Annotated in this window: 1 protein-coding gene (cut by a window edge); it reads right to left on the bottom strand. The window is 72.5% G+C overall.

Features of this window, described 5'->3' with window-relative positions; all coding sequences use genetic code 11:
• On the bottom strand, positions 1 to 20544 hold the 5' portion of the coding sequence (locus JOM49_RS14175) for a type I polyketide synthase (protein ID WP_209664757.1). 6858 nt of this gene lie to the left of the window's left edge; the window shows 20544 of its 27402 coding nt (coding positions 1-20544); it begins with the start codon at positions 20542 to 20544; its stop codon lies beyond the left edge, outside the window.

Here is a 20544-nt window from a genome sequence, read left to right as displayed (position 1 = left end):
GCCCTCGGTGAGCGTGATCTCGGCTTCGGTGGCCTTGATCGCCACCATCGCCCCTCCGGTGGGCAACGCCTGCATCAGCCGGGAACGCGCGGTGACCAGCGTGCACGCGTTCTCCAGGCTGAGCACCCCGGCGACGTGGGCCGCGGCGATTTCGCCGATGGAGTGCCCGGCGAGCCGGTCGGCCCGCAGGCCCAGCGATTCAGCCAGCCGGAACAGCGCCACCTCGATGGCGAACAACGCGGGCTGGGCCCAGCCGGTCTGCTGCAGCAACTCGGCGTCCTGGCCCCAGACCACGTCACGCAACGGCTGGTCCAGTTCGACGTCGAGCTGGGCGGCCACCGCGTCGAAGGCGTCCGCGAAGACCTCGAACCGGTCGTACAGCTCGCGGCCCATGCCGAGCCGCTGCGAGCCCTGACCGGTGAACAGGAACGCGGTCTGCCCGTCACCCCGGCGCACCGACGCTCGCGCGCCCTCGGTCACCTCGCCACCGCTGACCAGCAGCACCGAGCGGTGCGCGAAGGCCGAGCGGGTGACCGCGAGCGAGTACGCGATGTCCACGGTGCACAGTTCCGGGTGCTCGGCGGCGAAGGCGCGCACGCGTTCGGTCTGCGCCGCCAGCGCGTCCTTGGTGCGGCCGGAGACCAGCCACGGCACCACGTTCGGTGTCACCGCCGCCGGGACGACCTCGGCGTCGATCACCGGCGCCTGCTCCAGCACCACGTGCGCGTTGGTCCCGCTGACGCCGAACGCCGAGACCCCGGCGCGGCGCGGTCGATCCACCTCCGGCCACGGCCGCGGCTCGTCGAGCAGCGAAACCGCGCCCGTGCTCCAGTCCACATGCGACGAAGGTGCGTCCACATGCAACGTCTTCGGCAACACGCCGTTGCGCATCGCGAGGACCATCTTGATCACCCCGGCGACCCCGGCGGCGGCCTGCGAGTGACCGATGTTCGACTTGATCGAACCCAGCCAGAGCGGCTCTTCGCGGTCGGTCCCGAAGGTGCCGAGCAGCGCCTGCGCCTCGATCGGGTCACCCAGGGTGGTGCCGGTGCCGTGGGCCTCGACCGCGTCGATCTCGGCCGTGGTCACCCCGGCGTCGGCCAGCGCCTGCCGGATCACCCGCTGCTGCGAGGGACCGTTGGGCGCGGTCAGGCCGTTGGAAGCGCCGTCGGAGTTGACCGCCGAGCCCTTGAGCACGCCCCAGACCTCGTGGCCGTTGGCGATGGCGTCGGACAGCCGCTCCAGCACCAGCATGCCGGCGCCCTCGGCCCAGGCCGTGCCGTCGGCCGCCTCGGCGAACGCCTTGCAGCGCCCGTCGGCGGCCAGGCCGCCCTGGGTGGTGAACTCGATGAACGAGTCGGGGCTGGCCATCACCGAGACCCCACCGGCCAGCGCCAGCCCGCATTCCCCGGCGCGCAGCGCCCGGGTGGCCCAGTGCATGGCGACCAGCGAGGACGAGCACGCGGTGTCGACGGTGACCGCCGGGCCTTCCAGCCCGAGGGTGTAGGACAGGCGGCCGGACATCACGCTCGCGGTGTTGCCGGTGGCGACGTAGCCCTGCACGTCGGCCGAAGCACGCCGCAGGACGCTCGGGTAGTCCTGGCCGTTGGTGCCGACGAACACGCCGGTCTGGCTGCCGCGCAGCTTCGCCGGGTCGATCCCGGCGCGCTCCAAGGCTTCCCACGCGGTTTCCAGCACAAGTCGCTGCTGCGGGTCCATCGCCAGCGCCTCACGCGGGCTGATGCCGAAGAACGTGGCGTCGAAGTCGGCGACCCCGCTGAGGAAACCGGCTTCGCGGGTCGCCGAGGCGCCCTGGGCGAGCATGCCGAGGTCCCAGCCGCGGTCGTCGGGGAACGCGCTGACCCCGTCACGGCCTTCGGCCAGCAGCTCCCACAGCTCCTCCGGCGAGGTGACCCCACCGGGGAAGCGGCACCCGATCCCGACGATCGCGATCGGGTCGTCCGCGACCGCCGGAGTGCCGTGAATGTGGCTTTCACGGCTCGCATCGGTGCCGTGAAGGTGGCTTTCGCGGCTTCCGAGCAGCTCGACCAGAAGGTGCTCGGCCAGTGCCCGCGGGGTCGGGTAGTCGTAGATGAGCGAGGCGGGCAGGGTCAGGCCGGTCGCGGCGGCCAGGCCGTTGCGCAGCTCCAGCGTGGTCAGCGAGTCGAAACCGAGGTCGCTGAACGCGCGGTCCGGCTCCACCTCGCTCGCGTCGGCGTGCCCGAGCACCGCGGCGACCTGCGTCCGCAGCATCTCCAGCACCTTGCGGGACCGCTCGGCCTCCGGCAGCCCGGCCAGTTCGTGCCCGGCGGGCTGCTCGGGTGCCGGCGCGCCGACCTCGCGCATCCGCCGCACTTCCGGCAGGTCCGCGGCGAACGGCGCCGGGCGCAGCGCGGTCAGCGCCGGGTAGTAGCGGGTCCAGTCGATGTCGGCGACCACCAGCGTGGTCTGGTCGTGCTCGATGGCCTGCTTGAGCGCGGAGATCGCCAGCTCGGGCGCCATCGGGCTGAGCCCACCGCGGCGCAGCCGGTTCGCCACCGCGTCGGCCGAGTCGGCGACCATGCCGCCTTCGGCCCACGGACCCCAGGCGATCGAGGTCGCCGGGAGGCCCTGCGCCCGGCGGTGCTCGGCGAGCGCGTCGAGGTAGGCGTTCGCGGCGGCGTAGTTGGCCTGGCCAGCCGCGCCGATCACCCCGGCGGTCGAGGCGTAGAGCACGAACGCCGACAGCTCGCCGGTCAGCTCGTGCAGGTTCTTCGCGGCGATCGCCTTGGACCGCATGACCGCGTCGAAGGACTCGGGGGTGAGGGCGTCGATCAGCCCGTCCTCGACCACGCCCGCGGTGTGGACCACCGCGGTCACCGGGTGCTCGGCGAGCACCGCGGCCAGCGCGTCCCGGTCGGAGACGTCGCAGGCCTTGATCGTGATGCGCTCGTCCACGAGGTCGGCCGCACCGGGTGCGTCCGGGCCGCGGCGGCTCAGCAGCAGCAGGTGCTCGGCGCCGTTGTCCAGCAGCCAGCGGGAGATGTGCTGGCCGAGACCGCCGGTGCCACCGGTGACCAGCACCGTGCCGCTCGGCTCGAAGCTCGTGCGCGGCTCGGGACCGGCGGGCCGGTGCGTGAGCCGGCGGGCGTAGACCCCGGACGGCCGCACGGCCACCTGGTCCTCGTCGCCCGCGAGCACGCCGGGCAGCCGCCGCAGCGTCGCGCGGTCCAGCTGCGCGGGCAGGTCGAGCAGGCCACCCCAGCGGTCGGGGTGCTCCAGCGCGACGACCCGGCCGAAGCCCCAGATCGCCGCCTGCTCCGGCTCGGTCACCGCTTCCGACCGGCCCACCGAGACCGCGCCACTGGTGACGCACCACAGCGGCGCGTCGATGCCGGTGTCACCCAGCGCCTGCACAGCCGCGGCGGTGGCAGTCAGGTCGAGCAGGGACAGCACACCGCCGAGGCGGGTACCCGGGACACCGAGGTCACGCAGGCGCTCGGCCAGTGCGACCCGGTCGTCGCCGGGAACTTCGACCAGCGTGGTCTCCACACCGAGGCCGTCGGCGATCGTGGTGGCCCGCTCGTCGGCGACCGGCACCAGCACGAGCCACGGCCCGGTCAGCGGCCGGGTGCCCGCCTCCACCGGCTTCCAGGTCACCGCGTAGCACCAGCCGTCCACAGTGGACAGCTCCTGGCGCTTGCGGCGCCAGGTGGACAGCGCGGGCACCATCGCGGTGACCGTGGCGCCGTCGAGGTCCAGCGTCTCGGCGAGCGTGGCCACGTCGGCCCGCTCGACGGCCTGCCAGAACTCGGCGTCCACCGGGTCGCCCTGGGCAGGGGCTTCGGCGGTGCTCAGCTCCGGCCAGTACCGCTGGTGCTGGAACGGATAGGTCGGCAGCTCGACCGGCCGTGCACCGGCCTTGGCGAAGAACGCGGTCCAGTCGACGCGCACGCCGTGGACGTGCAGCCCGGTCAGGGAACCGAGCAGCGCGGTCACCTCGGGACGATCGCGGCGCAACGCGGGCAGCAGCAGCGCGTCCTCGCCCAGGGTCTCCCGCGCCATGCCGGACAGCACGCCGTCGGGCCCGAGTTCGAGGAAGTTGCGCACACCCTCGCCCGCCAGCCACGAAACGCTGTCGGCGAACCGGACGGCGTCGCGCACGTGCCCGACCCAGTAGTCCACCGAGGTGACGTCACCGGTGGTGGCGATGGGGATGCGCGGTGCCTCGAAGGTCAGTCCGGTGATCGCGGCGCGGAAGTCGTCGAGCATGGCGTCCATGCGCGGCGAGTGGAAGGCGTGCGAAACCGTGAGCTGCTTGGTCTTGCGGCCGTCGAACCGGGCGACCACGGCGGCCACCGCGTCCTCGTCACCGGAGAGCACCACGGAGTTCGGGCCGTTGATCGCCGCGATCGAAACGCCCTCGGTGAGCAGCGGGGTGAGCTCGTCTTCGGTCGCCTCGATGGCCACCATCCCGCCCCCGGCCGGGAGCGCCTGCATCAGGCGGCCACGCGCGGCGACCAGCTTCGCAGCGTCCTCGAGGGACATGACGCCCGCGACATGAGCCGCGGCGATCTCGCCGATCGAGTGCCCGGCCAGGTAGTCCGGCTTCACGCCCCACGACTCCACCAGCCGGAACAGCGCCACTTCCAGCGCGAACAACGCGGGCTGGGTGTAGCCGGTCTCGTCCAGTGCTGAAGTATCTGAAGCGTCTGCCCACATCACCTCACGCAGCGGGCGGTCCAGCTCGGTGTCGAAGTGCGCGAACACGGCGTCGAGCGCGTCGGCGAACACCTCGAACCGGTCGTACAGCTCGCGGCCCATCCCGGCCCGCTGGCTGCCCTGGCCGGTGAACAGGAAGGCGAGCCTGCCGCGGGTGGCGGTCCCGCGGACCAGTCCGGCGGCCGGTTGCCCGTCACGCAGGGCGGTCAGCCCGCGCACCAGGTCCTCGGTGTCCTCGGCCACCACGGCGGCCCGGTATTCGAAGGTGGACCGCGTGGTCGCCAGCGCACCGGCGACATCGGTCAGGTGCGCGGATTCCACAGTGGACAACAGACGCCCGGCCATCGCGCGCAGCGCGTCCTCGCCGCGGGCCGAGACCAGCACCGGCATCGGGCCGGATTCGGTGACCACGGCCGGCGCCTCGGCCGGTTCCGCCTGCTCCAGGATGGTGTGCACGTTCGTCCCGCTGAGGCCGAACGAGGACACCCCGGCGCGGCGAGGGCGGCCGGTCTCCGGCCACGGCGTCGACTCGGTGAGCAGCTGGATCGCCCCGGCGCTCCAGTCCACGTGGGACGAAGGCTGGTCCACGTGCAGCGTCTTCGGCAGCACGCCGTGCCGGAGCGCCAGCACCATCTTGATCACGCTGGCCACGCCGGAGGCCATCTGCGTGTGGCCGATGTTCGACTTCACCGAACCCAGCAGCAGCTGCCGGCCGGTGGCCTGGCCGTAGGTGGCCAGCAGCGCCTGCGCCTCGATCGGGTCGCCCAGCGCGGTGCCGGTGCCGTGCCCGTCGACCGCGTCCACTTCGGCCGGGTCCAGCTTGGCGTTGGCCAGCGCCTGCATGATCACCCGCTGCTGCGAGGGACCGTTGGGCGCGGTCAGGCCGTTGGAGGCGCCGTCCTGGTTCATCGCGCTGCCGCGGACCACGGCCAGCACCTCGTGCCCGTTGCGGCGGGCGTCGGACAGCCGCTCCAGCAGCACCAGGCCGACGCCTTCGGCCAGCGTCATGCCGTCGGCGGCGTCGGAGTAGGCCTTGCAGCGGCCGTCCTGGGCGAGCGCGCGCTGACGGCTGAAGCCGACGAACGCACCCGGCGTGGCCATCACGCTGACGCCACCGGCCAGCGCGAGCGAGCTTTCCCCGCCACGCAGCGACTGGCAGGCCAAGTGCATCGCGACCAGCGAAGACGAGCACGCGGTGTCGATGGTGACCGCCGGGCCTTCGAGTCCGAACAGGTAGGACACCCGGCCGGACAGCACGCTCGACAGCGTGCCGGTGATCATGTGGCCCTCGGACGCGCCGGCGGCGTCCGTGCCGCCGGTCGAGTAGTCCTGGTAGCTGGCGCCGATGAACGCGCCGGTCAGGCTGCCACGCAGCGAAGCCGGGTCGATTCCGGCCCGCTCGAACGCCTCCCAGGCGGTCTCGAGCAGCAGGCGCTGCTGCGGGTCCATCGCCAGCGCCTCACGCGGGCTGATGCCGAAGAAGCCGGGGTCGAAGTTCGCCACGTCGTGCAGGAAGCCGCCCTGCACCGAGTAGGTGCCGCCGGGCCGGTCGGGGTCCGGGTCGAACAACGCGTCGGCGTCCCAGCCGCGGTCGGCCGGGAACCCGGAGATCGCGTCGACCCCGCCGAGCACCAGCTCCCACAGGTCCTCGGGCGAGCTGACCCCGCCCGGGTAGCGGCAGCTCATGCCGACGATGGCGATCGGCTCGTCGTCCACCGCCGAGGTGGTGACCGGGGCGATGGACCGGCCGCCGCCCTCGATCTCGCCGAGCAGGAACTCCACCAGCGCGATCGGGTTCGGGTGGTCGAAGACCATCGTGGTCGGCAGGGTCAGCCCGGTCGCCGCGGCGAGCCGGTTGCGCAGGTCGACCGCGGTGATCGAGTCGAAGCCGATCTCGCGGAAGGCGCGGTGCTCGGACAGCTCGTCGGCCGAGGAGTGGCCGAGCACGGTGGCGACCTGCGTGCGCACCAGGTCGAGCAGGACGCGTTCCTGCTCGGCGGCGGGCAGCGAGCGCAGCCGGTCGGCGAACCCGCCGTCGTCCTTGGGGGCGGCGTTCGCGGCTTCCTCGGTGAGCTGCCGGACCTCGGGGATCTCGTCGAACAGCGTGGTCGGCCGGGTCGCGGTGAACACCGGGTGGTACCGGTTCCAGTCGACGTCGGCGATCGCCACGTCGGTGTCGTTCTCGTCGAGCGCGCGGCCCAGCGCGGACAACGCCAGGCGCGCCTTCATGAACACCAGGCCGCTGCGGCGGATCTGCTCGGGGTCGACGCGGCCGAGGCCGAGGTCGTCGGCCCAGATGCCCCAGGACACCGCGGTCGCGGGCAGGCCGCGGCCACGCCGGTTCTCGGCGAGGGCATTGAGGTAGGCGTTGGCCGCGACGTAGGCGCCGTGCTGGCCACTGCCCCACATGCCGGAGATGGACGAGAACATCACGAACGAGTCGAGTTCCTCGTCGATCAGCGCGTCCAGGTGCTCGGCACCGCGAACCTTGGCGTTCACCACCTGCCCGAAGGCGTCCGAAGTGGACTCGGCGAGCGAGTGCAGGCCGATCACCGCGGCGGTGTGGATGACGTTGCGGATCTCGTGGCCGCCCGCCCGCAGGCCGTCGAGCATGGCGGCCACCGCGTCGCGGTCGGAGATGTCGCAAGAGACCGCGGAGGCGTCGGAACCCAGCTCCCGCAAGGCTTGCACGAGTTCGGGAGCGCCGGGCGCCTCGATCCCGCTGCGGCTGATCAGCACGATCCGCTCGGCACCCTGGTGGGCCAGCCAGTGCGCCACGTGCGGGCCGAGCGTGCCGGTGCCGCCGGTGATCAGCGTGGTGCCGCGGGGCTGCCACTCGCGAGCGCGCTTCGGCCGGGCCGGAGCCCGCACGATCCGGCGGGCCAGCGTGCCCGAGGCGCGGATGGCGAACTGGTCCTCGCCCGCCGGGTCGGCCAGCACCGCGGCCAGCCGCTGCCCGGCCCGCGAGTCGAGCTGCGCGGGCAGGTCGATCACGCCGCCCCAGCGCTGCGGGTGCTCCAGCGCCGCGGTCCAGCCGACGCCCATCACCTGGGCCTGCGCGGGGTTGGTCAGCTTGTCCGACCGGCCGGTGGACACCGCACCACGGGTGAGGAACCACATCGGCACTTCAGTGGTCTGCACGAGCTTGACGCTCAGGTCGAGCCCGCGGGTCAGCGCCGGTTCGGTCTCGCTCGGCGCTTCGTCCATGGCCAGCAGCGACACCACACCCGTGATGCCTTCTATGTCCACAGTGGAGCCGTCGAAGACCACGCGGCGCACCTCGGCGCCGTTCTCGGTCAGCGCGTCCGCGACCTCCTGGTCGTCGATGCCCTCGGCGGTGACCAGCAGCCAGGTGCCGGAGAGCGTGGCCTGCGTGGTGCCGCTCAACGGCTTCCAGGTGACGCGGTAACGCCAAGCGTCCGCGGTGGACTGCTCGCGGTGCTGCTGGCGCCACGAGTTCAGCGCGGGCAGCACGGCGGCGAGCGACTCTTCGTCCACGTGCAGGCTGGAGGTGAGCGTCGCGAGGTCGGCGCGCTCGACGGCCGCCCAGAACGCGGTGTCCACCGGGTCGGCGCCGGTCTGCTGTTCGGGCATTTTCGGTCCGCCGACCCAGTACCGCTCGTGCTGGAAGGCGTAGGTGGGCAGGCTGATCCGGCGCGCGCCGGTGCCTTCGAAGGCGGCCTTCCAGTCGACGGCCACCCCGCGCACGAACACCTCGGCGATCGAGGTGAGCAGCCGGTCCGAGCCGCCCAGGTCGCGGCGCAGGGTACCGGTGACCACGCCCCGCGCGCCGGCGTCCGCGAGGGTGTCCTCCACCCCGACGGTGAGCACCGGGTGCGAGCTGACCTCGATGAACGCCTGGTGCCCGGCGGCCACCAGGTCGCGGACGGCACCGGCCAGGTGCACGGTCTGACGCAGGTTGCGGTACCAGTAGTCGGCGGTCAGCTCGGTGCCATCGGCACCACCGACCCAGTCGCCGGTGACCGTGGAGCGGAACGGGATCCGCGGCCGCCGCGGGTCGAGCCCGTGCAGGTCGCGCAGGATCTCGTCGCGGATGTCTTCGACGTGCGCGGAGTGCGAGGCGTAGTCCACCACGATCCGCCGCACGCGCACGCCTTCCGCGGCGAGCGTTTCGAGCAGTTCGTCCAGCGCCTCGGGGTCACCGGACACAGCGACCGTGCGCGGGCCGTTCTCGGCGGCCAGCGACAGCCGGCCCTCCCACGCGGCCAGCCGCTCGACGACCTCGTCGGCGGGCAGCGCGATCGACGCGATGCCCCCGCGCCCGGCCAGTTCACGGCCGATCGCCTGGCTGCGCAGCGCGACCACCTTCGCCGCGTCCTCCAGCGACAGCGCACCGGAGACGCAGGCGGCCGCGATCTCGCCCTGCGAGTGCCCGACCACCGCGTCCGGCACCACACCGTACGAACGCCACACCTCGGCCAGCGACACCATCACGGCGAACGACGCGGGCTGCACCACGTCGACGCGTTCGAGCGAGGGCGCGCCTTCCACCCCGCGGAGCACGTCGAGCAGCGACCAGTCCAGATGGGGGGCGAGCGCGGCGGCGCATTCGGCGATCCGCGCGGCGAACACCGGCGACTCGTCGATCAGCTGCGCGCCCATGCCCGCCCACTGGGCACCCTGACCGGGGAAGACGAAGGTGACCCGGCCGTCCAGGTCGGCCAGGCCGCGGACCTCGGCCGAGTCGATCAGCACCGTGCGGTACTCGAACTTCGACCGCGTGGTGGCCAGCGAGAACCCGACGTCGACCGGGCGTTCGCCTTCGACCGCGGGCAGCAGGTTCGCGATCTGCGCGGCCAGCGCGGCTTCGCTGCGGGCCGTCAGCACCCACGGCACGACGCCGCCCGGCTGCTCCACGACCACCGGCGCGAGTTCGGCCGAAACCGGCGGCGCCTCTTCGATCACCGCGTGCGCGTTGGTCCCGCTGACCCCGAACGAGGACACCGCGCACCGGCGCGGTCGGCCGTTCGAAGTCCACTCGACCGGCTCGTTCAGCAGCGACAGCGCGCCGGAACTCCAGTCCACATGCGACGAGGGCGTGTCGGCGTGCAAGGTCTGCGGCAGCACGCCGTTCTGCAGCGCCATCACCATCTTGATCACGCTGGCCACACCCGCGGCCGACTGCGAGTGCCCGATGTTCGACTTGACCGAGCCGAGCAGCAGCGGCCGCTCCGGGTCGCGCTCGCGGCCGTAGGTGGCCAGCAGCGCCTGCGCCTCGATCGGGTCACCCAGGGTGGTACCGGTGCCGTGCGCGTCCACGGCGTCCACATCGGACGGTTCGACACCCGCGTTGGCCAGCGCCTGCATGATCACCCGCTGCTGCGAGGGACCGTTCGGCGCGGACAGCCCGTTCGAAGCGCCGTCCTGGTTGACCGCGGAACCCCGCACCACGGCGAGGATCGGGTGCCCGTTGCGCTCGGCGTCCGAGAGCTTCTCCACCAGCAGCATGCCGATGCCCTCGGACAGGGTCATGCCGTCGGCGGAGTCGGAGAACGCCTTGCAGCGGCCGTCCTGCGCGAGCGCGCGCTGGCGGCTGAACGCGATCAGCGGCTTGGGGTTCGGCATCACCGTGGCGCCGGCGGCCAGCGCCAGCGTGCTTTCCCCGCTGCGCAGCGACTGGCAGGCCAGGTGCAGCGCGACCAGCGACGAGGAACAGGCGGTGTCCACGGTGACCGCCGGGCCTTCGAGGCCGAAGACATAGGAAACGCGGCCGGACAGCACGCTCGGGCTGCTACCGGTCACCGCGTAGCCCTCGGAACCGCCGCCGTCCACGGCGCCGTATTCGGAGTAGCTGGAGCCGATGAACGCACCGGTGCGGGTGCCACGCAGCGACGCCGGGTCGATGCCCGCGCGCTCGATGGCCTCCCAGGTGGTCTCCAGCAGCAGGCGCTGCTGCGGGTCCATGCCGACGGCCTCACGCGGGGAGATGCCGAAGAAGGCCGGGTCGAAGTCGCCCGCGGTGTGCAGGTAGCCACCCGCGGTCGAGTAGGTGGTGCCGGGGTTGTCGGGGTCCGGGTCGTAGAGCATGGCCATGTCGAACCCGCGGTCACCGGGGAATTCGGTGATCGCGTCGGTGCCTTCGGCGATCAGGCGCCAGAACTCCTCCGGCGTGTCCGCGCCACCGGGGAAGCGGCAGGCCATGCCGATGATGGCGATCGGCTCGTCGGTGGAGCCGCCGTGGTTCGCCTGCCACACCACGGCTTCGGCGGCCGAGCCGAGCAGTTCGTCGTGCAGGTGGTCGGCCAGCACCTTCGGCGTCGGGTAGTCGAAGATCAGCGTCGCGGGCAGCGTCAGGCCGGTCGCGCCGCCGAGCCGCTGGCGCAGTTCGACCGCGGTGAGCGAGTCGAAGCCGATCTCCTGGAACGCCCGCTGCTCGCCGACCTCTTCGGCGGAGCTGTGCCCGAGCACCGCGGCGGCCTCGGCCCGCACCAGCGCGACCAGGCGGCGGCGCTGCTCGGCCTCGGACAGCTCACGCAGTTCGGCGGCGAAGCCGGACGACTCGCCCGTCTGCTTCTCCTCGGCTTCGGCCAGCGCCTTGACCTCGGGGAGGTCGCTGAGCAGCGCGCTCGGGCGGCGCGAGGTGAACAGCGGGTGGTAGCGGTCCCAGCTGACGTCGGCCACGGTCACCGTCACGTCGTGCTGGACGACCGCGCGGTGCAGTTCGGCGATGGCCGGCCCGGCATCGAGGAAGGCCAGGCCCTGACGCAGCAGGCTGCCGGACATCTCCTCGTGCGTGGCCATGCCGACCTCGGCCCACGGGCCCCAGGCGATCGAGGTCGCGGTCAGCCCCTGGGCGCGGCGGCGCTCGGCCAGCGCGTCGAGGTAGGCGTTCGCGGCGGCGTAGGCGCTCTGGCCACCGCTGCCCCACACCCCGGCGATGGACCCGAACAACACGAACAGATCCAGTTCGCGGTCACCGAGCAGCTCGTCCAGGTTCCGCGCGCCGAGCACCTTCGCGGACATGACGTCGGCGAACTCCGGCAGCCCGGTCAGCTCCAGCGGCGAGGACTGCCCGACGCCCGCGGTGTGCACGACCCCGGTCAGCGGCATGGCGGGCGGGATGTCGGCGAGCACGGCGGCGAGCGCGTCACGGTCGGCCACGTCGCAGGCGACGATCTCGACGCGCGCACCCAGTTCGATCAGTTCCGCCCGCAGTTCGGCCGCGCCCGGCGCGTCCAGGCCACGGCGGTTGGTGAGCACCAGGTTCTCCGCGCCACGACCGGCCAGCCAGCGCGCGACGGCGGCCCCGAGGCCACCGGTACCGCCGGTGACCAGGACCGTGCCGCCCGCGGTGAACTCGTCGGCGGCGGGCAGCGCGTCCACCGGCCGGTGGGCCAGGCGGCGGCCGAGCACCCCGGTGGCGCGGATCGCGGTCTGGTCCTCGGTCCCGGTGAGCACGCCGAGCAGCCGCCGCAGCGCGTTGGCGTCGACCTCTTCCGGCAGGTCGACCAGCCCGCCCCAGCGCTGCGAGTACTCCAGCGCGGCGACGCGGCCGAAGCCCCAGACCGCGGCCTGGGCGGGCGATTCGACCTCGTCACCCTGGCCGGTGCTCACCGCACCGCGGGTCAGCGTCCACAGTGGAGCGTCGAGGGTGCGCAGGACCGAGATGGTCAGCGCGAGACCGGTGGAGAGCACCGGGTGCGGTTCGTAGGGTCGCTCGTCCAGCGCCAGCAGCGAGACCACGCCGGCGACCTCGCCGACCTCGCCCAGCCGCTCGGTGATCGGCCCCTGCTCGGCGCACGCGGCGTCCAGTTCGAGCTGACGGGCGTCGGCGCCGTGCGCAGCCAGCAGGTCGCGGACCTGCCCGGCCAGTTCGGCGTCCTGCTCGCCGGTGAGCACCAGCCACTGCCCGCTGAGCACCGGGGTGACGCCGGTCCGCAGCGGGGTCCACTTGATCCGGTAGCGCCAGGAGTCCAGAAGGGACTTCTGCTGGTTGCTCTGCCGCCACGACGAGAGCGCGGGTAGCAGCGCGTCGAGCGAGGACTGCTGCTGCTCACCGAGGTGGAGCAGCGCGGCCAGTTCGTTCGCGTCACCGCGTTCGATCGCCGCCCACAGCCGCTCGTCGCTGGGGTCGCTGGAGAACCCGGCGGGCAGCTCCGGCGCCTGCGGCCAGTAGTACGAGTGCTGGAAGGCGTAGGTCGGCAACTCGACCCGCCGCACCCCGCGGCCCTCGAAGAAGCTCGGCCAGCCGACCTGCACGCCGTGCAGGTGCAGCCGGGTCAGCGCGGAGACCACCGCGGGTTCCTCGCCGCGCCCGGACCGCTGGACGGCCACGATGTTCGCGTCGTCGTCGCCCAGCACTTCCTGGATCATCGGCGACAGCACGCCGTCCGGGCCCAGCTCGACGAACATCCGCACGCCCGAGTCGTGCAGGGTGCGCACGCCGTCGGCGAACCGGACCGCCTCGCGGACGTGACGCACCCAGTAGTCGGGCGACGACATGGCGTCGGTGTCGAAGTGCCCGGTCAGGTTGGACACCACCGGGATCTTGGGCGCGGCGAAGGCCAGTTCCGCGACGACCTGCCCGAACTCCACCAGCATGGCGTCCATGCGCGGCGAGTGGAAGGCGTGCGAAACGGTGAGGCGCTTGGTCTTGCGGCCCTCGAAGCGCGCGACCACGGCGTCCACGGCTTCTTCGTCACCCGAGACGACCACGGAGTTCGGCCCGTTGATCGCCGCGATCGACACGGCGTCGGTCAGCTGCGGCGTAACCTCGTCCTCGGTCGCCTGGATCGCCACCATGGCCCCGCCGGTCGGCAGCGCCTGCATCAGCTTGCCGCGCGCGGCGACCAGCTTCGCGGCGTCTTCCAGGGTGAGCACCTCGGAGACGTGCGCGGCGGTGATCTCGCCGATCGAGTGCCCGCCCAGAAAGTGGACCTTCACCCCCCACGAGCGGACCAGGCGGAACAACGCCACCTCGACGGCGAAGATCGCGGGCTGCGCCCAGCCGGTCTGGTCCAGCAGACCGGTCTCGTCGTCCCACATGACCTCGCGCAGCGGGCGGTCCAAGTGCGCGTCGAGCGCGTCGGCCACCTCGTCGAAAGCCTCGGCGAACACCGGGAACCGCTGGTACAGCTCGCGGCCCATCCCGGCGCGCTGGCTGCCCTGCCCAGTGAAGATCATCGCGATCTTGCCCGAGACCGCCTCGCCGGTGAGCACCCCGGCGTCCGGGGAATCGGCGGCCAGCGCGGCCAGCGACCGCAGCAGGGAGTCGCGGTCCTCGCCGACCACGGCGGCGCGGTGCTCGAAGGCGGACCGCGCGGTCGCCAGCGAGTAGGCCACGTCCGCGGGTTCCAGCTCCGGCTTGCCGTCCACATAGGACAAGAGCCGGGCGGCCTGCGCGCGGACGGCGTCGCGGGTCTTGCCCGACAGCACCCACGGCACGGTCCCGTCCAGGGCCGGCCGCTCCTCGACGACCACCGGCGCGGGCTGTTCCAGGATCACGTGCGCGTTGGTGCCGCTGATGCCGAAGGACGAGATGCCCGCGCGCCACGGACGGCCGACCTCGGCCAGTTCCGCAGGCTCGGTGAGCAGGCGCACGTCACCGGCGGTCCAGTCCACGTGGGACGACGGCTCGTCGATGTGCAGCGTCTTCGGGAGGACGCCGTACTTCAGCGCCATCACCATCTTGATCACCCCGGCCGCGCCGGCGGCGGCCTGCGTGTGCCCGAGGTTCGACTTGACCGAGCCGAGCAGCAGCGGGCGGTCGCGGTGCTTGCCGTAGGTGGCCAGCAGCGCCTGCGCCTCGATCGGGTCACCCAGCGAGGTACCGGTGCCGTGTGCCTCGACCGCGTCGACGTCTGAAGTGGACAGTCCGGCGCTGGCGAGCGCCTGCTGGATCACCCGCTGCTGCGAGGGCCCGTTCGGCGCCATCAGCCCGTTGGACGCGCCGTCCTGGTTGATCGCCGAGCCCTTGACCACGGCGAGCACCTCGTGCCCGTTGCGCCGCGCGTCGGACAGCCGCTCCAGGACCAGCACCCCGACGCCCTCGGACCAGCCGACGCCGTCGGCGGAGTCGGAGAACGCCTTGCACCGGCCGTCGGGGGAAAGCCCGCGCTGGCGCGAGAACTCGATCAGCGCGATCGGCGTGGACATCACCGTGACACCACCGGCTAGCGCCAGCGAGCACTCGCCGTTGCGCAGCGCCTGCGCCGCCAGGTGCAGGGTGACCAGCGAAGACGAGCACGCGGTGTCCACGGTGACCGCGGGGCCCTCCAGGCCCAGCGTGTAGGACACGCGGCCGGAGACGATGCTCGGCGAGGTGCCGCTGCCCTGGTAGCCCTCGGACGCCCCGCCCATCGAGCCGCCGTAGTCGTTGTACATCACCCCGGCGAACACGCCGGTCTGGCTGCCCCGCAGGGAAACCGGGTCGATCCCGGCCCGCTCGATCGCCTCCCACGACACCTCCAGCAGCAGCCGCTGCTGGGAGTCGGTGGCGACCGCTTCACGCGGGCTCATGCCGAAGAACCCGGCGTCGAACTCACCGGCGTCGTGCAGGAAGCCGCCGGAACGGGTGTAGGAGGTGCCGGGGTGGTCGGGGTCCGGGTGGTACAGCTTCTCGAGGTCCCAGCCGCGGTCGGTGGGGAACCCGGAGATCGCGTCGCCGCCGTCGAGCACCAGCTGCCACAGGTCCTCCGGTGAGCCGATCCCGCCCGGGTACCGGCAGCCCATGCCGACGATCACGATCGGGTCGTCGCCGGTCCTGGTCACCGGGCGGACCTGCTCGGGGATCACCGCGTCGGCCTCGAACAGCTCCCCGGCCAGGTACCCGGCCAGCACGTTCGGCGTCGGGTAGTCGAAGACCATGGTGGCCGGCAGGCGGAGGCCGGTGACCGCGGTCAGGCGGTTGCGCAGCTCGACCGAGGTCAGCGAGTCGAAACCGAGGTCCTTGAACTGGCGGTCGGGCTCGATCTCCGCGCCCTCGGCGTGGCCGAGCACGGCCGCCACCTGGTCGCGGATGATCTCCAGCAGTACGTCACGGCGCTCGTCCTCGCTGAGCCCGGAAAGCCGGCGCACCAGCGTGTCGGCGGCCTCGGAGCTGGCCACCGCGGACCGGCGCGAGCGGGTGCGGATCAGCCCGCGGAACAGCGGGGGGATCTCCGGCTGCGCCCGCAGCACGGACAGGTCGAGGCGCAGCGCCAGCACGGCGGCGTCCTCGGTGGTCAGCGCGGCGTCGAACAACGCGACGCCCTGGCCGGCGGTCAGCGCGGGCATGCCGGAGCGCGCCATGCGCTCGGCGTCCGCGCCCGACAACATGCCGGTCTGGTCCCACGCGCCCCAGCCCAGCGAGGCCGCGGGCAGCCCTTCGGCGCGGCGGCGGGCGGCGAGGGCGTCCAGGAAGGCGTTGGCGGCGGCGTAGTTGCCCTGGCCCGGGTTGCCGAACACGCCGGCCGCCGAGGAGAACACCACGAACGCCGACAGCTCGCCGGTCAGCTCGTGCAGGTACCAAGTGGCGTCGGCCTTGGGCCGCAGCACGGTGTCCAGGCGCTCGGGGGTCAGCGAGCCGATCGTGCCGTCGTCGAGCACCCCGGCGGTGTGCACCACGGCCTTGATGTCGTGGCGGGCCACCAGGTCGGCGACCTGGGCGCGGTCGGTCACGTCGCACGCGGCGACGTGGGCCTCGGCACCCAGCTCGGCGAGTTCGGCGACCAGTTCCCCGACACCCTCGGCGTCGGGGCCACGGCGGCTGACCAGCAGCAGGTCACGCACACCGTGTTCGGCCGCGAGGTGCTTGGCGATGACGCTGCCCAAGCCACCGGTGCCGCCGGTGATCAACACCAGGCCGTCCCAGTCGAGCTGCCGCGGCTGCGGCAGCGAACGCGCGAGCCGGGCGGCGAAGACCTTGTTGTTCCGGATGGCCAGCTGCGGCTCGTCGACCCCGATCGCCTTGGTCAGCGGCGAGCCGGCGTCCACATCGATGAGGCCGAAGCGGCCCGGGTTCTCCGACTGCGCGGACCGCACGAGACCCCAGACGGTCGCGGCGGCCACGTCGGGCAGGTCGCCCTCGGCGGCGGCCACCGCGTCCCGCGTGACGAAGACCAGGCGCGAGTCGGCGAACCGCTCGTCGGCCAGCCATTCCTGGAGCACGCCGAGCACGTGCGCGCTGACCGCGTGCGCCGCTTCGACGGGGTCCCCGCTCGTCTCGACGGGGTACAGCACCCAGTCCGGCACGTCTGCAATGGACGCCAGGTCGGTGGTCTCGATCGAGGTCGGCTCGGTGGTCGCGTGCTGCGCGGCCACCCAGTCCAGGCGGAACAGCGAGTCGCGGCCCAGCAGCGCGGCGTCGTTCAGCTGCTCGGTGGCCACCGCGCGCAGCACCAGCGTCTCGACCGAGGCGACCGGCTCACCGGCGGCGTCGGCCACGGCGATCGACATCGCGTCGTCACCGATCGGCGAAAGCTTCACCCGGACCGTGGAGGCGCCGGTCGCGTGCAGCGACACGCCTTCCCAGGAGAACGGCAGGCCGCCCTGGCTCTCCGGCCCGAACTCGACGAACCGCGAGGCGTGCAGCACCGCGTCCAGCAACGCCGGGTGGAGCTCGAACGACTCGTTGTCAACGTCGTCAGGCAGCGCGACCTCGGCGTAAACATCCTCCCCGAGCTGCCAGGCGGCCCGCAGGCCCTGGAACGACGGACCATAGGCGAAACCGTCGGCGGCGAGGCGCTCGTACAGGCCGGTCAGATCGATCGGCTGGGCGTCCTTCGGCGGGAACTCCTGAGCATCGAACGGCACCTGCTTGGACTCGGCGCCCGACGCGGTGAGCACACCGGTGGCGTTCGGCGTCCACGGCTGCTCGTCGTCGAGGTCCAGGCGCGAGTAGATGTCGACGGTCCGGCGGCCTGCCTGGTCGGGACGGCCGACCCAGATCTGCACCTGAACCCCGCCCTGCTCGGGCAGCACCAGCGGCCCGGTCAGGGTCAGTTCCTCGACCCGGTCGCAGCCGACCTCGTCCCCGGCGCGGATGGCCAACTCCAGGAACGCGGTGCCGGGCAGCAGCACCCGGCCGGACACCGCGTGGTCGGCCAGCCAGGAATGTGTGTGCAGGGAAAGACGGCCGGTCAGCAGCGCGCCATCGGAGTCGGCGAGCGACACGGCCGCGGCCAGCAGCGGGTGCCGGGCGGCGCCGAGGCCGTTCGACCGCGGGTCGCCGCCGAAGCCGAACCCGCCGCCCTTCGGCCAGAAACGCTTGGTCTGGAAGGCATACGTCGGCAGCGGGAGCCGAGTCGCGCCGGTGCGGTCGAAGTACTCGCTCCAGCGCACCGAAATGCCGTTCACGTGCAGCGTCGACAGCGCGGCGGTCGCGGTCTCGGCCTCGTCACGACCGGCTCGGAGCATCGGCACCGCGAGCACGTCGTCCAAGCACTCCTGGACCATCGCGGACAGCACGCCGTCCGGCCCCAGCTCCAGGAAGGTGGCAACGCCGTGGTTCTTCAGCCACGCCATGCCGTCGGCGAACCGGACCGCCTGGCGGACGTGGTCCACCCAGTAGTCCGCAGAGGTGACCTGCTCGACCCGCGCCAGCTCACCGGTGAGGTTCGAGACGAACGGGATCAGCGGCGCCTGCAGGTCGAGTTCGGCGACCACGGCACGGAAGTCGTCGAGCATGGCGTCCATGCGCGGCGAGTGGAACGCGTGCGAAACCGCCAGCCGCTTGGTCTTGCGTCCTTCGAACCGGGCGACGATCGCCTCGACGGCGTCTTCGTCACCGGAGAGCACCACGGAGTTCGGGCTGTTGATCGCCGCGATCGAAACGCCGTCGGTGAGGGTGATTTCGTCCTCGGTCGCCTCGATGGCCACCATCCCGCCCCCGGCCGGGAGCGCCTGCATCAGGCGGCCACGCGCGGCGACCAGCTTCGCGGCGTCCTCAAGGGACATCACGCCCGCGACGTGAGCCGCGGCGATCTCGCCGATCGAGTGCCCGGCGAGGAAGTCCGGCTTCAGCCCCCACGACTCGGCCAGGCGGAACAGCGCCACCTCGATGGCGAACAACGCGGGCTGCGCGTTGCCGGTCTGGTTCAGCGCGTCGGCGTCCTCGCCCCACATGACGTCACGAACGTCGAGGTGCTCGAGAATCTCGTCGAGCGCCGCCGCGAACACCGGGAACCGCTTGTACAGCTCGCGGCCCATGCCCAGCCGCTGCGCGCCCTGGCCGGTGAACAGGAAAGCCTGCTTCGACCGGCTGTGCGTGGTCCCGGAGAGCGTGCCCGGCGCGACCTCACCGGCGGCCAGCGCGGTCAGCCCGGCACGCAGGTCGTCCAGGGTCGCCGCGGGGACCACGGCCCGGTGCTCGAAGCTCGCCCGCGTGGTGGCCAGCGAGAAAGCCAGATCCAGCAACGGCGGTTCGTCGTCCAAAGTAGACAGCAGGCGCTCGGCCTGCGCCCGCAGCGCGTCCCGGTTGCGGCCGGAGACCAGCACCGGCACCGACCCGGCCTCGACCAGCTCCGGGGTCTCTTCCGTCTCCCCCTCGACGACCAGTTCGGGCGCCTGCTCGATGATCGTGTGCGCGTTGGTCCCGCTGATGCCGAACGAGGAGACCGCCGCGCGCTTCGGCTGGCCGGTCTCCGGCCACGGCGTGTTCTCGGTGATCAGCTCGACCGCACCCGCCGTCCAGTCCACATGGGACGTCGGCTCGTCGATGCCCAGCGACTTCGGCAGCACGCCGTGCCGCATGGACATGATCATCTTGATCACCCCGGCCACGCCGGCCGCGGCCTGCGTGTGGCTGATGTTCGACTTGATCGAGCCCAGCAGCAACGGCCGCTCACGGTTGCGGCCGTAGGTGTTCAGCAGGGCCTGGGCCTCCACCGGGTCGCCGAGCGTGGTGGCGGTGCCGTGCGCCTCCACCACGTCGATCTGGTCCTCGGACAGCCGCGAGTTGATCAGCGCCTGCTGGATCACCCGCTGCTGCGACGGGCCGTTCGGCGCGGTCAGCCCGTTCGACGCGCCGTCCTGGTTGACCGCGGAACCCCGTACCACGGCGAGGATCTCGTGCCCGTTGCGCTGCGCGTCCGACAGCCGCTCCAGCACCAGCACGCCCGCGCCCTCGGCCCAGCCGGTGCCGTCGGCCGACTCCGCGAACGAGCGGCACAGCCCGTCCGGGGACAGCCCGCCCTGCCTGCTGAACTCGACGATGGTGGTGGGGCTGGACATGATCGTGGCGCCACCGGCCAGCGCCAGTTCGCACTCGCCGTTGCGCAGCGACTGGGTGGCCAGGTGCATGGCGACCAGCGAGGACGAGCACGCGGTGTCCACGGTGACCGCCGGGCCGACGAAGCCGAAGGTGTAGGAGATCCGGCCGGACAGCACGCTGTTGGAGTTGCCGAGCAGCTGGAAGCCCTCGCCGCCCTCACCCGGGCCGACCTGGTAGTCCTGCGCCATCGCGCCGACGAACACCGCGGTCTGCGAGCCCTTGATCGAGGTCGGGTCGATCCCGGCGCGCTCCAGCGCCTCCCAGGTGACCTCCAGCAGCACGCGCTGCTGCGGGTCCATCGACAGCGCCTCGCGCGGGGAGATCCGGAAGAAGTCGGCGTCGAACTCCGGGGCGTCGTGGAGGAAACCACCGGAGCGGGTGTTCGACATGGCCAGCATCTCGGGGTTCCACCCGCGATCGGCCGGGAACTCGGTGATGCCGTGTGCACCGGCGATCACCATGTCCCACAGCTGCTCCGGGGTCCGCACGCCACCGGGGTAGCGGCAGCCGATGCCGACGATGGCGATCGGCTCCTGCGAAGCGGCCTCGATCTCGGTCAGCCGCTGGCGCGTCCGCCGCAGATCCGCACTCGCGCGGCGGAGGTAGTCCCGAAGCTTCTGTTCGTTGTCCAT

Origin of the sequence: Amycolatopsis magusensis (genome assembly GCF_017875555.1) — a bacterium.
Classification (GTDB): domain Bacteria; phylum Actinomycetota; class Actinomycetes; order Mycobacteriales; family Pseudonocardiaceae; genus Amycolatopsis; species Amycolatopsis magusensis.
The sequence above is the reverse complement of the archived record's forward strand: the minus strand, read 5'-3'. Positions and strand labels throughout refer to the sequence as shown.